The organism is Nocardia lijiangensis NBRC 108240 (genome assembly GCF_001613045.1).
In the GTDB taxonomy this organism is placed as follows: domain Bacteria; phylum Actinomycetota; class Actinomycetes; order Mycobacteriales; family Mycobacteriaceae; genus Nocardia; species Nocardia lijiangensis.
Genome location: NZ_BDBP01000099.1, coordinates 1 through 12,827 on the forward strand (window position 1 = coordinate 1; position 12,827 = coordinate 12,827).

At 69.9% G+C, this 12,827-nt stretch carries 12 protein-coding genes; all 12 read right to left on the reverse strand.

The window, feature by feature from the left end; all coding sequences use genetic code 11:
• Positions 1-123 (reverse strand): DUF202 domain-containing protein (locus tag NL1_RS40340; protein WP_156095122.1); only part of this gene is annotated, 123 nt, incomplete at its 3' end.
• Positions 120-485: a YidH family protein gene (locus NL1_RS29770; RefSeq protein ID WP_067846239.1), complete on the reverse strand. Its 366-nt coding sequence runs from the start codon at positions 483-485 to the stop codon at positions 120-122. The genes NL1_RS29770 and NL1_RS40340, both read right to left, overlap by 4 nt.
• Positions 486-1,015: 530 nt before the next feature.
• The gene (locus NL1_RS29775; RefSeq protein ID WP_174553483.1) at positions 1,016-1,939 is read right to left on the reverse strand and encodes a tyrosine recombinase XerC; all 924 of its coding nucleotides are present in this window, start codon (positions 1,937-1,939) and stop codon (positions 1,016-1,018) included.
• A 526-nt stretch (positions 1,940-2,465) separates the two neighbouring features.
• A complete protein-coding gene (gene dprA, locus NL1_RS29780; RefSeq protein ID WP_245673644.1) occupies positions 2,466-3,641 on the reverse strand; it encodes a DNA-processing protein DprA in 1,176 nt (391 codons plus the stop codon).
• 919 nt (positions 3,642-4,560) lie between these two features.
• A complete protein-coding gene (locus NL1_RS29790; protein ID WP_067846245.1) occupies positions 4,561-6,069 on the reverse strand; it encodes a YifB family Mg chelatase-like AAA ATPase in 1,509 nt (502 codons plus the stop codon).
• Positions 6,069-6,425 carry a YraN family protein gene (locus tag NL1_RS29795; RefSeq protein ID WP_067846248.1) on the reverse strand — a complete coding sequence of 119 codons (357 nt, stop codon included), beginning with the start codon at positions 6,423-6,425 and terminating at the stop codon, positions 6,069-6,071. Before NL1_RS29795 ends, NL1_RS29790 begins: the two co-directional genes overlap by 1 nt.
• A gap of 171 nt (positions 6,426-6,596) precedes the next feature.
• Entirely contained in the window at positions 6,597-6,902 is a 306-nt protein-coding gene (locus tag NL1_RS29800; protein WP_011210678.1) for a DUF2469 domain-containing protein, read from the reverse strand.
• A gap of 114 nt (positions 6,903-7,016) precedes the next feature.
• Complete coding sequence (locus NL1_RS29805; RefSeq protein WP_084511127.1) at positions 7,017-7,772, reverse strand: ribonuclease HII; 756 nt, start codon at positions 7,770-7,772, stop codon at positions 7,017-7,019.
• Between the two features lie 57 nt (positions 7,773-7,829).
• Entirely contained in the window at positions 7,830-8,609 is a 780-nt protein-coding gene (gene lepB, locus NL1_RS29810) for a signal peptidase I (protein ID WP_373862607.1), read from the reverse strand.
• An 83-nt stretch (positions 8,610-8,692) separates the two neighbouring features.
• Complete coding sequence (gene rplS / locus NL1_RS29815) at positions 8,693-9,034, reverse strand: 50S ribosomal protein L19 (protein WP_067658757.1); 342 nt, start codon at positions 9,032-9,034, stop codon at positions 8,693-8,695.
• Between the two features lie 191 nt (positions 9,035-9,225).
• A complete protein-coding gene (locus NL1_RS29820; protein WP_067846254.1) occupies positions 9,226-10,101 on the reverse strand; it encodes a hypothetical protein in 876 nt (291 codons plus the stop codon).
• A gap of 33 nt (positions 10,102-10,134) precedes the next feature.
• Complete coding sequence (locus tag NL1_RS29825; protein ID WP_067846311.1) at positions 10,135-12,525, reverse strand: Tex family protein; 2,391 nt, start codon at positions 12,523-12,525, stop codon at positions 10,135-10,137.
• Positions 12,526-12,827: the final 302 nt, after the last annotated feature.

A 12,827-nucleotide genomic window follows, 5' to 3' on the forward strand; every position in this document is an offset into this window, starting at 1 on the left:
GCGCCACCCGGCGCTCACCACGTGGTCGATGCACAGTGCGGCGACGACCATCGCGCTGATGGCCGTGCGACGCCAGGCCAGCGCGGTGCGCTCGGCGGCCAGGCCCACGTCCCGGACCGTCATCGCAGCAACACCGCGACGCACGCCATGATCGAGACCGCGCCGATGCCCGCGGACAGGATCGGCACCAGCAGCGTCTCCGGCAGCGGTTCGCCGCGGCGCATCGCGCGCCCGATCCGACGCCAGTGCAGGTAGCCGCCGAGCGCGACGACGACCGCGAGCACGATGCAGCTGACCGCGAGCATCCGCCGCAGACCGGCCATGTGGAACGGCTGCACCAGGGTGTGCACGGCGACGCCGCCCGCGAGCAGGCCGAGCGAGGTGCGCATCCACGCCAGGAAGGTCCGCTCGTTGGCCAGGGTGAAGCGATAGTCGACGCCTTCCTCGTCGTCCTCCGATTCCGAGCCGACGTCCGGGAGCGTCATGCCGCCTCGCCGGGGAACGAGTGCGATACGCCGAGCACAGCCGCGACCGAATCGGCCGGGCGCCGAAGAACGTCCGGGGTCACGCTTCCGCCACCAGGGTGCACGGGCACCACTCCGTCTCTGGTCTGTTTCGTGCCGCAAGCAAACGTTCAGCAACGTCAGCGTATCGGCAGACCGGGCGGTCGTCCACGAACCTCGCGGAAGCGCGCGGCGCACGTGCGGCGACCCCGATGCACACCGGCGCGGCGTGTTGAAAGGTCATCGGGAGCCTATCCGCGATCGAAGATCGGTGGAGTGCGGGTGGGCGATGCCTGCGCGGCCGAATCCGGGACCGAAGAGCGGTCGCCGAGGATCGGTTCGGCCCCGCCGTCCCGTGCGCCCGCACCGCCACCGGATCGGCCAGCGCGGCCGCCACCGCCACGAATCGGTCGCGGGCTCGTTCGCGCAATTCTTGCGTCGCGGCCCGGCTGAAGGTCACCAGCAGCAGCTGGGCGATGTCGACACGCGGTGGGCTGGGCAGACCCGGCGCCTCAGGCGCGAGGGTGGGCCTGGTCGTGCACCTTCTTCAGGCGTTCGATGGACACGTGCGTATACAGCTGGGTGGTGGCCATGCTGGCGTGACCGAGCACTTCCTGCACCACGCGCAGATCCGCGCCGCCCTCGAGCAGGTGGGTGGCCGCGCTGTGGCGCAGTCCGTGCGGGCCGAGGTCGGGCGCGCCGGGGATCGCCGAAACGACCTCGTGCACCACGCTCCTGGCCTGCCGCTGATCCAGCCTGCGGCCGCGCCTGCCGAGCAGCAGCGCGCGCCCGGATTCGGCGGTCGCGAACGCGGGGCGGCCGTAGCGCAGCCACTCCGCCACGGCGCGTTCGCCAGGCGCGCCGAACGGGACCGAGCGCTCCTTGTTCCCCTTGCCGAGCACTCGCACCAGGTGCCGCTCCCGGTCCACGTCGTCTATGTCCAGGCCGCACAGTTCGCTCACCCGGATCCCGGTCGAATACAGCAACTCGACGATCAACCGGTCCCGCAACGCCATCGGATCGTGCTGCGCAGCACCTGATTCCGCCGCGTCCATGGCTTCCACCGCCTGCTGCCTGCCGAGCACGGCGGGCAGCGTCCGGTGCGCCTTGGGCGAACCGAGCCGCAGGCCGGGATCGACCTCGAGCCTGCCCGCCTTGGTGAGCCACCCGGTGAACGTGCGCGCCGAGGACGCGCGGCGCGCCATCGTCGTGCGAGCCGCGCCGTTCGCCGACTGCTGCGCGAGCCAGGACCGCAGCAAGGCCAAGTCCAGCTCCCGGATCGCGGAATCCGGGGAGCGGGCGTACAGGTGCGCCAGCAGGGACCGGGCGTCGCCGAGGTAGGCGCGCACGGTGTGGGCCGAGCGGTTGCGGCCGAGCCGCAGATGCCGCCCGTATTCCGCCAACAGTGCGTCCAGATCCTCGGGCAAGTCGTCCACCCCACCACGGTCGCCGCGGACGCGGCGGTTGGCAAGGAACCGCGCCGGACCGGGCGTCTCGAGGTGTCGCGCATCGCACTCCGGACAGCAATCGACTGTGTCGCGAGCGCACTCGAGACCACCGAACAGACCACGGCGCCACCAGCTTCCATCCACCCCGACCGGAGTCGCCTGCTCGACGGTGACCGGAGACGATTCTTTCGCTCGTCACGCTGTGCACGGGAACTTCGCCGCACCGTGCGTCGTGCCTCGGCGCTCGAAATACACAACCTCATTCGCGAACTCCTGTCGTCGCCGATATTCGGTGTCGACAGTTTTCGCCCAGCCCGACCACCGGCCCCGACCTCAGGTGCTCGGCAAAGACAAGGGGCGACACCGACGTGACCACCGAACCGCGAATCCCGGTGGGCCGCAGAAAATCCGCGACCTTCCCGCACGTTCTCACCGGCCCCGCCGAGATCCGCGCCCCGCAGGGACCGGGCGTACTCCGCGGCGCATCGCGCACGGGCGGCCGGAAGAGGCAACCTCATGAGCGGACTCCTGAGGATGTCGCTGGTGTGCGGTGCCACCCGCTGTCGTCCAGGCCGATCAATCCCGCCAGCTCGAGCGCGACGAGGGCCGCGCGGATCGCGGGCAGCGGGAGTTCGCAGTGCCCGGTCAGTTCGTGCGGCAGGCGGGAGCCGATGGCGGGGAGCGCGGCGAAGACGGCGGCCTCGTCGCCGATGAGGTGCTCGGGGGTGTCCGGAACGCGGCCCGCGCTGCCGGGCAGGGACAAGCGCAGCGGGCCCGCCTCGTCGATCACTTCCTCGGTGCGGGTGACGAGCAGCGCCTCACCGTCGCGGATCATCCGATGACATCCCGTCGAGGCCGCCGAGGTGACCGGCCCGGGGACCGCCAGGGCCGGACGGCCCAGTCGCCGCGCCCATTTCACGGTGTTGCGCGCGCCGCTGCGCAGCCCGGCCTCGGTGACGAGCACACCGTCGGCGAACGCCGCGATCAGCCGATTGCGGGCCAGGAAATGATGCTTCCTGGCGACCGTGCCCGGCGGATATTCGCTGACCACGAGACCGACCTCCGCGATCTCGGCCAGCAACCGTTCGTGCTGGGCCGGATACGGGCGATCGACACCGCAGGCCAGCACCGCGATGGTTAGCCCGCCGACCGCTAGTGCCGCTCGATGCGCCATCGCATCGACTCCGAAGGCCGCGCCGGACACGATGGTCCAGCCCTGCGCGGCCAGTTCGCCCGCGATCTCGGCCGTGATCCGATTGCCGTATCCCGTGCTGCACCGCGACCCGACCACGGCCAAGGCCCGTTCGCTCGACTCAAGCAGCGAGCGCCGTCCCCGCACCCAGAGCACCAGCGGCATCGCGCCGTCCGGATCGCGCCCCGGCTCGAGCTGACCCAGTCCCAGCAGCCGCCACGCGGGCCACTCGGGATCGTCGGGCGTCACCACCCGGCCGCCGATCCGCTCGACGGCCACCAGATCAGCTGCCGCCGAGTCGATCTCGCGCCGTCGCCGGGTCGGCCCGCGCAGCGACTCCGGGAGATCGCACTCCCGCACCGCCCGCGCGGCCTCGACCACCCCGACCGATTCGATCAACGCGGACAGCGCCGCGCACGGCCCTTCGACGACCCGCGAGAGGTACACCCAGGCCAACCGCCGCTCGTCTGCATCCACCGCTTCCCCACCGCTCGGCACCGGCGATCCTGTGCCGTATGCCTGTTGCGGATCACTCCGTTCCCCCTCGACACGACTACGAACATCGAGCCCCGCAACACACTCGTCGCGCCCACCACTCCACACCGCCGGATGCGTACCAGCCCGGTCCCCGTTCGCAACATCCCGAACCTCGAGTGCCGCAGCAGACTCGCCCCGCTCGTCGAGGCACACCGCCCGACGCGCACCAGCCTCATCCCCATCGAGATCGCAGACACCTATCTCGGCAACGGCCTCGTGCCGAGCGTCATTCGATACCGCTCGCGACCCCGTGCCGGGTTCTTGTCTCCGACCACTTCGATCCCCGTCGAACCGGCTCCGGCCACCGAGCTCTGCAACACACTCCTCCCGCCCAACACTCGACACCGCCGGATGCGAACCAGTCCGGTCCCCGTTCGCAGCATTCCGAACCTCGAGTGCCGCAGCAGACCCGTCCAGCTCATCGAGGCACACCGTCTGATGCGAACCAGCCCGATTCCCGTTCGCAGCATCCCGAACCCCGAGTGCCGCAGCGGACCCCTCCAGCTCATCGAGGCACAGCGCCCAACCCGCACCAGCCCCGCCCCCGTCGAGAGCGTCGCGGACACCTAGCTCCGCGCCGGATCCCTGCCGCGCGTCCTCCGAGGCAGCGCGCGGCGAAACCTCCCGTGCCCCAGGGGAAGCATCGCGAACCGCAAAGCCGTCAGCGCCCTCGCGCCCAGCCTCATCCCGCGTCCCTCGCCGCGCGCCCGTCATCGCGGACCTCCCTCGCGACCGTTCGCCGACACCGGCGACGCACAGCGGCCCGGGCCTGCCGCGTGCTCCTCCGCCGCCCCCGGTCTCGCCAAGCGACCGCCGCGCAGGGCAATCGACAGCCGCCACGCCGACACCTGCTCGCCAAACCCTCTGCCGCACAGCCCCCTCACTGTGCACCCCGCTGCCGGAAGTTGAGCGCCAGCATGACGTCCTGCGCATTGGGAATGTCGGCCCCGCGCAGATCGCACACGGTCCACGCGACGCGGATGGCGCGATCGGCGCCCCTGGCGGACATGCGACCCATGCGCAGGGCCGCCTCGACCGGAGCGACGGATTCGCGTGGCAGCCGGAACCGCTGGCGCAGTGCATGTCCCGGCACTTCGGCATTGGTGAGCCAGCCGTCCTCGCGCCAGCGGTGCACCGCGGCCTTCCTGGCGGCGGCGACGCGTTCGCGCACCACCGCGCTGCTCTCGGCGGCGTCGGCGCTGAAGGTCGCGCCCGACTGTCCGTGCATCTGCACCCAGATATCGATGCGGTCCATCAGGGGCCCGGACAGTTTGCCGAGGTAGCGGCGGCGCGCGAGAGGCGCGCAGATGCAGTCCACATCGCGGGCAGGCGCGCAGGGGCAGGGATTGGCGGCCAAGACGAGCTGGAAGCGCGCCGGATACCGCGCCACTCCGTCGCGGCGGGCGATGCGAACCTCGCCCTCTTCCAACGGGGTTCGCATCGCTTCGAGGACCTTCGCACCGATTTCGGCGCATTCGTCGAGGAAGAGAACACCGCGGTGGGCGCGGCTCACCGCGCCGGGACGGGCCGAGCCCGAGCCGCCGCCGATCATCGCCGTCACCGAGGTGGAGTGGTGCGGCGCGACGAACGGGGGCACGGTGATGAGCGGATGATCGCCGGACAGCGCGCCCGCCACCGAATGGATCGCCGTCACCTCCAGCGCCTCCGCTTCCGACAGCGGTGGTAGCAGACCCGGAAGACGCTGCGCCAGCATGGTTTTGCCGATGCCCGGCGGCCCGGTGAGAAGGAGATGGTGGCCGCCGGCCGCGGCCACCTCCAGCGCCCAGCGGGCCTCGTCCTGACCGACCACCTCGCTGAGGTCGCCGCAGGTGCACGCCGTGTCGGGCAGTTCACCGCTGGGCTCCGGCAGGGCGCCCTCACCGCGCAGCCAGGCGACCACGGCGCGCAGGCTGGGCGCGCCGAACACGTCGACGCCTTCAACCAGACTCGCCTCGGCCAAGGCGCATTCGGGCACCACCACCGTCGACCAGCCCGCATTGCGCGCGGCGATCACCGCGGGCAGGACGCCGCGCACCCGGCGCACCCGCCCGTCCAGTGCCAGCTCGCCGAGCAGCACCGTCTTCGCCAGGCGCTCCGAGGGCACCACGCCCGCCGCATCCAGCACCGAAACCGCGAGTGCCATGTCGTAGACGCTGCCGATCTTGGGCAGGGTCGCGGGCGACAGCGCGAGGATCACCCGCCCGTCCGGCCACTTCTCTCCGGAATTCGCCACCGCCGAGCGCACCCGGTCGCGAGATTCCGAGAGCGCGGTGTCCGGCAATCCGACCAGGTGCACCGACGGCAGACCCTGACCGATGTCGGCCTCGATCTCGACCAGCTGCCCGTCCACTCCCGTGACCGCCACCGAATGGGCGCGACCGAGCGCCATCAGAAGACCGCCTCGAGGTGGTCGATCACCGGGCGACGGCCGGGCGTGATCAGCACCGAGATCACGTCGAAGCGGATCCGGCGCCACGGGCCGTCCTGTTCGGCCAGCCAGAGCAGCGCGAGCCGCCGTATCCGCTGCTGCTTGGTGAAGGTGACGGCCTCGGCGGGCGTGCCGAAGCCGAGGCCGCTGCGGGTCTTCACCTCGACGAACGCGGTGGTGCCGGAATCACGGGCGATCAGATCGAGTTCGCCGTACCGGCACCGCCAGTTGCGCACCACGATCTCCATGCCCGCGTCTTGCAGGAATCGTGCCGCCAGCTCTTCCCCGTACGCGCCGAGCGCCTGTTTGTCTGCCACCCGACGATCGTGACCGCACCGCGCCGTCGTCCGGACGTGGCGACCTGGGCCGATAGCCGCCCTGTGGACGAAGACGCCGCTGTGGACAACACACTGCCGCGCCGCCCATCACCGCACCTACCTATCGGCGCACTGTGCTACCGGGCTCCGACCACGGACCTGGCCGCGGGACTACTCGGGAAGCCGCAGGTCGGGCTTCTCCAGCTCCTCGATGTTGACGTCCTTGAAGGTGATCACCCGGACGTGCTTGACGAAGCGCGCGGGCCGGTACATGTCCCAGACCCAGGCGTCGCTCATGCGCACCTCGAAGTACACCTCACCGTCGGCGTTCTGCGGGCGCAGCTCCACGGAATTGGCCAGGTAGAAGCGGCGCTCGGTCTCCACCACGTACGAGAACTGACCGACGATGTCCTTGTACTCGCGATACAGCGAGAGCTCCATCTCGGTTTCGTACTTCTCGAGGTCCTCGGCACTCATCGGGTGGGACGTCCTCCTTCTCGCCGCACTGCATCGTATCGGCGGCGTTCGCGTGGCCTGCGTGGTCACCCCCGCTACCGCTTGATGGCCTGACGCTCACACCGTCTTGAACAATCATCTCGCATGGGCGGCATCGGTAGCTACCCGGCCGTCCTCGAGACCGTCGGCCAGCATCGCATCGGCGTACTCGACGGCCGGATCGAGCGGCCGCAATCCCGCCGTCTCGCGCACATTGCGCCACGATCGCCGGTGTTCGCTGCACGGACCGAGGGCGTTGAGCGCGGCGGTGTGTTCGGGCGTGTTGTAGCCCTTGTGCGCGGCGAAACCGTAGCCGGGTAAGCGCCGGTCCATTTCCACCATGATCCGGTCCCTTGTCACCTTGGCCAGGATGCTGGCCGCGGCGATGCAGGCCGCGGCCGCGTCACCGCCGATCACGGGCAGTGAAGGCACCGGGATGCCCGGCACACGGAACCCGTCGGTGAGCACGTAGCCGGGTGTGTGGCCGAGGCCCGCCACGGCACGGCGCATGCCCTCGATATTGGCCACATGGATGCCGATGGAGTCGATCTCCCAGGCCGGGATCACCACGACGTTCCAGGCCAGCGCCAGCCGGGTGATGACCGGATACAGCCCCTCGCGGGTGGCCTCGGTGAGCTTCTTGGAGTCGTCGAGGCCCGCGAGTTTGTCGTAGGCCTTCGGGGCGAGCAGGCAGGCCGCCACGACCAGGGGGCCTGCGCACGGGCCACGACCGGCCTCGTCCACGCCCGCCACCGGGCCGAGCCCGCTGCGGATCAACGCCGCCTCCAGCGTGCGCAAGCCGCCCGCCTTGCGCATCACCACACGCGGCGGCCACCCGTTCCGCGCCGTCATTCGGTCACCCACTGCTCCGGCCTGCCCCACCGTCCAATTATGCTGCGGCCGCGCGCCTCAGTTCGTCTGCGGGTCCTGGGAACGGATGAGCCCCATCCGGTTCGGCGGCCAGATCTTCATGACCGCCTTGCCTCGGACGTTGTCGATGGGGACGGTGCCCTGCAGTTCGTCGCCGACGTGGGCGCGGGAGTCCGCGGACTGGTTGCGGTTGTCGCCCATCACCCACAGGTGCCCCTCCGGCACCTTCACCGGACCGAACACGCGGCCCGCGGGATAGGTGGCGTTCTGCTGGCCGGGCAGCCAGCGGTAATCGTTCTCGACGTACGGCTCGTCCAGTGGTTTGCCGTCCACCATGACCCTGCCCTGCGCGTCGCAGCACTGCACTGTCTGGCCGCCGACCGCGATGACCCGCTTGACCAGGTCGTTCTCGTCGGGCGGCACGAGGCCGAAGAAGGAGAAGAAGTTCTGCACCCCGCGCACGACCGCGTTGTCCGAGCGGATCGACTGGTAGCGGGTGTTCCAGGAGGGCGGTCCGACGAAGACCACCACGTCACCGGGTTGCGGGTCGCCGCCGTAGTAGCTGACCTTCTGCACGTAGATGCGATCGCCGATCTGGAGGGTCTCCTCCATCGACTGGGAGGGAATCACGTACGGCCGCCCGACGAAGCTGACCATCAGCGCGGCTATGACGGCCGCGATCACGATGAGGACCGGCAGCTCCTGCCAGAACGGGCGCTGCTTCTTCGGCTTCTTCGCCTTCGCCTGCCGCCTGCTGCGGCGTCCCGCCCCCTCGTCGCCCGATCCGGACACCGACACCGACCCACTTTCGTCTGCCACGCGGAACAGACTAGCCCGGCACCATGACTCGCGTCCGGTGCCGGGCCAGTGAAGATCATTCGTGCCGGGTCAGGGCAAAGCGATCAGCGCTTTTCCTTGATCTTGGCTGCCTTACCGCGCAGGTCGCGCAGGTAGTACAGCTTCGCCCGGCGGACGTCACCGCGGGTCACGACATCGATGTGGTCGATGTTGGGGCTGTGCACCGGGAAGGTGCGCTCCACGCCGACACCGAACGACACCTTGCGGACGGTGAAGGTCTCGCGGATGCCACCGCCCTGGCGACGGATCACGACGCCCTTGAAGACCTGGATGCGCTCCTTCGAGCCTTCGATGACCTTCACGTGCACGTTCAGGGTGTCGCCCGGGCGGAACGCGGGGACATCGCTGCGCAGCGACTTTTCGTCGACGAAGTCAAGGGTGTTCATTTCCATCCTTCTGGAGTTCGCGCGAACAGAGGACCCTGGTGGCACGGGGTGTGCTCGACCGGTTCATGCTCCGAATTAAGGGATGCTCCCGGGGTCGAAATGCACCCAGGGCAACCTGTGCATTGTGCCAGACCAGGGGGCTCCGCCGAAAATCGGCCCCGGGGGATCGCCGACCGGCCGCAGCCTGCGGATCAGTGGTCCTCGCCGTGATCGGCCGCCCAGGGCAGGTGGTGGTGGTGCCGGTGCGGCGCGGGCGGCGCGGGCACCACGGTCCTGGTCAGCTCCGCCTCCGCCGCCGTGCGGACGTGCTCGACGTCGGGTTTGCCCGCGACCAGGTCCTGCACGAAGATCTTGGCCCGGATGACCGGCCTGCGGTACCGGCGTTCCCGCACGATCGCCCGGTATCGCAGCCTGCGCCGGTCGGCATAGCGCCACCGCGCCCAGGGTGCACCCGGCCTGCTCAACCGCAGCGCGCCGACGACGAGCAGCGGCGGAAAGAACATGCCGAACAAGCCGGTCCAGATCTTGCCCTTGGCGATGACGATCGCGGCGAGCATCAGATTCACGAGGGCGAACGCGGTCACCAGGATCCGCGCGCCGGTGTCCACGGAATCGCGGAAGTCGTTGATCTCCAACAGCGACAGCGGATGAAATCCGAGCAGCAGCAGCCCGGTCACGGCCAGCGCGACGAACACCGCGTCCACCGAGGTGCGGCCCTGCTCCTCCCAGTACACGTCGCGCAGGTAGTAGATCAGCGCGAACTCGTCGAGCACCAGGGAGGCGCCGACGCCGAACGCCGCCGACAGCGCGGCCGCGGTGGCGGTGCTCCCGTTCTCGAAGACCGCAACCAGGCCGAGTCCGGAGCCGAGCACCAGGATCACGCCGAACACCATGTGGTGGATGTGCACGTCCCCGGCGCGCAGGTTGCCCGGCCACCAGCGCACCTCGGCCCTGATCATCCGGACGCTGAGCCGGATGAACAGGAATCCGACGATGAACCCGAAGAGGAAGCACAGCAGGGGCACGCGGCCCTGCGCGATCACGTCCTCTTCGAGCCACCGTCGCATGGCCGCCTACATCCCTCCGCCCCGCGCTGGCGCCTACTGCCCGAATCCGGCTCGGCGCAGCGCGTCGGCCATGGAACCACTCGGCGCGGGGGCGTTGCGCCGCTGATTGCCCTGACCGCGTCCTTGCTGCTGCCGTCCTTGACCATTCTGCCGTTGCTTGCCGTCTCCGCCGGGGCGTCCGCCGCCCTGGCCCCGGTTGCCGCCGCGCTCGTTCTTCGCGGGCGCGCCCGGCTCGTCGTCCAGGCGCAGCGAGAGTCCGATGCGCTGGCGGGCGACGTCGACCTCGAGCACCTTCACCTTCACCACGTCGCCGGACTTCACCACCTCGCGCGGATCCTTGACGAAGGTGTGCGACATGGCCGAGACGTGCACAAGACCGTCTTGGTGCACACCGACGTCGACGAACGCGCCGAACGCGGCGACATTGGTGACGACTCCTTCGAGCACCATGCCCGGCTTCAGGTCGGCGACCTTCTCGACACCCGCGGCGAATTCGGCGGTCTTGAACTCCGGGCGCGGGTCACGGCCCGGCTTCTCGAGTTCGCTGATGATGTCGGTGACCGTCGGCACACCGAACTTCTCGTCGGTGAACTCCGCGGCGCGCAGCGCACGCAACGCGGTGGTGTTGCCGATCAGCTCGGCCATCCCGCGCCCGGTGGATTCCAGGATGCGCCGGACCACCGGATAGGCCTCGGGGTGCACCGCGGAGGTGTCGAGCGGATCCTCGCCGCCGCGGATGCGCAGGAAGCCCGCGCACTGTTCGAACGCCTTCGGGCCGAGCCGGGGCACGTCGAGCAGCGCGCCGCGGCTGCGGAACGGGCCGTGCTGGTCCCGATGCGCCACAATGCTTTCCGCCACCGAGGACGCGATACCCGAGACCCGCGAGAGCAGCGGCACCGAGGCGGTGTTGACGTCGACGCCGACCGCGTTCACCGCGTCCTCGACCACCGCGCCCAGCGAGCGGGCCAGCAACGTCTCGGAGACGTCGTGCTGGTACTGGCCGACGCCGATCGACTTCGGGTCGATCTTCACCAGCTCCGCGAGCGGGTCCTGCAGGCGGCGCGCGATGGATACCGCGCCGCGCAGCGACACGTCCATATCGGGCAGTTCCTGGGAGGCGTAGGCCGAGGCGGAGTAGACCGACGCGCCGGCCTCCGAGACCACGATCTTGGTCGGCTTGTTCTCCGGTATGCGCGAGATCAGCTCGGCGGCAAGGGCGTCGGTCTCGCGCGAGGCGGTGCCGTTGCCGATCGCGATGAGCTCCACGCCGAACCGCGCGACCAGCGCGCCGAGCACCGCGAGCGACTTCTCCGTCTGCCCCTGCGGCTTGTGCGGGTAGATCACCTCGGTGGCCACCACCTTGCCGGTGGCGTCGACGACCGCGACCTTCACGCCGGTGCGGTAGCCCGGGTCCAAGCCCATCGTGGTGCGCGTGCCCGCGGGCGCGGCAAGCAGCAGATCGCGCAGGTTGGCGGCGAACACGTCGACCGCGTCCTTCTCCGCGGCCTGACGCAACCGCATCCGGGTGTCGATGCCCAGGCTGACCTGAAGCTTGGTGCGCCAAGCCCAGCGCACCGTGTCCAGCAACCAGGAGTCCGCGGGGCGGCCATTGGCGGCGATACCGAAACGCACCGCGATCCGGCCTTCGTAGACGCTGCGCTCCCCCGGCTCCAGCTCCTGGGTGTCCGGTTCCAGGTGCAGGGTGAGCACATCCTCCTTCTCACCGCGCAGCAGCGCGAGCACGCGATGCGAAGGAAGCTTGTGGAAAGGCTCGTCGAACTCGAAGTAGTCGGCGAACTTCGCGCCCGCCTCCTCCTTGCCGGGACGCACCGTCGAGGTGATCTGGCCGCGCTCCCACATCATCTCGCGCAGCTCGCCCACCAGATCCGCGTCCTCGGCGAACCGCTCGACCAGAATGGCGCGGGCGCCGTCGAGCTGCTCGGCGGTGTACTGGGCGGGATCGGTGGCCGGATCCCCGATCAGCGCGTCGGCCACCGGTTCGTGACCCGCCTCGCGCGCGATCTGCGCCTTGGTGCGCCGCTTCGGCTTGTACGGCAGGTAGATGTCTTCCAGGCGGGCCTTGGTCTCGGCCAGCATCAGCTGCTGGTGCAGCGCGTCGTCGAGTTTGCCCTGGCCGCGGATGGATTCGATGATCGCGCCCCGGCGCTCGTCGAGTTCGCGCAGATAGGACAGGCGCTCGTCGAGCTGGCGCAACTGGGCGTCGTCCAGCCCGCCGGTCACTTCCTTGCGGTAGCGCGCGATGAACGGCACGGTCGACCCTGCGTCGAGCAGCTCGACCGCGGCGCGGACCTGGCTTTCGCGCACCCCGAGTTCGTCGGCGATACGCCTGCCCACGCTGGCCAGGGCGGTGCCGGTCGGTGCGGCGGCGGTCGTGTCGGTGCTGTTCGGCTCTGAACTGGCGATCTCAGGCACTGTCGTCACGACCGGCAACACTAGCTGTTCCGCCTCTCCGCGTCTCTTGCCGGTCGTGAGTGCCCCGGAAGTTTCGTACCGGGCCGGAGGTCGGGGACGGGGTGAGTTTTGGGCGTACCCGGTGAGTTACCCGGCCCTTGCGAGATCAGTTGTCGCGTGGGTAGACCCCAAAGGGTGAGGCTCGCGCGGGTTCGGATGCCCGGCGTGTTCTTGTCCTTGCGAGATCAGTTGGCGTTCTGGTGGACCGCGAGGTCAGGGCTCGGGGCAAGCGTCGGCGTGCCCTGTGAGCCCTA

Bases quoted from the DNA above. Each gene is read 5' to 3' on its own strand.
- NL1_RS29770 (WP_067846239.1), bottom strand. From the start codon at position 485: ATGACGCTCCCGGACGTCGGCTCGGAATCGGAGGACGACGAGGAAGGC.
- NL1_RS29790 (WP_067846245.1), bottom strand. From the start codon at position 6,069: ATGGCGCTCGGTCGCGCCCATTCGGTGGCGGTCACGGGAGTGGACGGG.
- NL1_RS29800 (WP_011210678.1), bottom strand. From the start codon at position 6,902: ATGAGTGCCGAGGACCTCGAGAAGTACGAAACCGAGATGGAGCTCTCG.
- NL1_RS29805 (WP_084511127.1), bottom strand. From the start codon at position 7,772: ATGACGGCGCGGAACGGGTGGCCGCCGCGTGTGGTGATGCGCAAGGCG.
- rplS (WP_067658757.1), bottom strand. From the start codon at position 9,034: ATGAACACCCTTGACTTCGTCGACGAAAAGTCGCTGCGCAGCGATGTC.
- NL1_RS29820 (WP_067846254.1), bottom strand. From the start codon at position 10,101: ATGCGACGGTGGCTCGAAGAGGACGTGATCGCGCAGGGCCGCGTGCCC.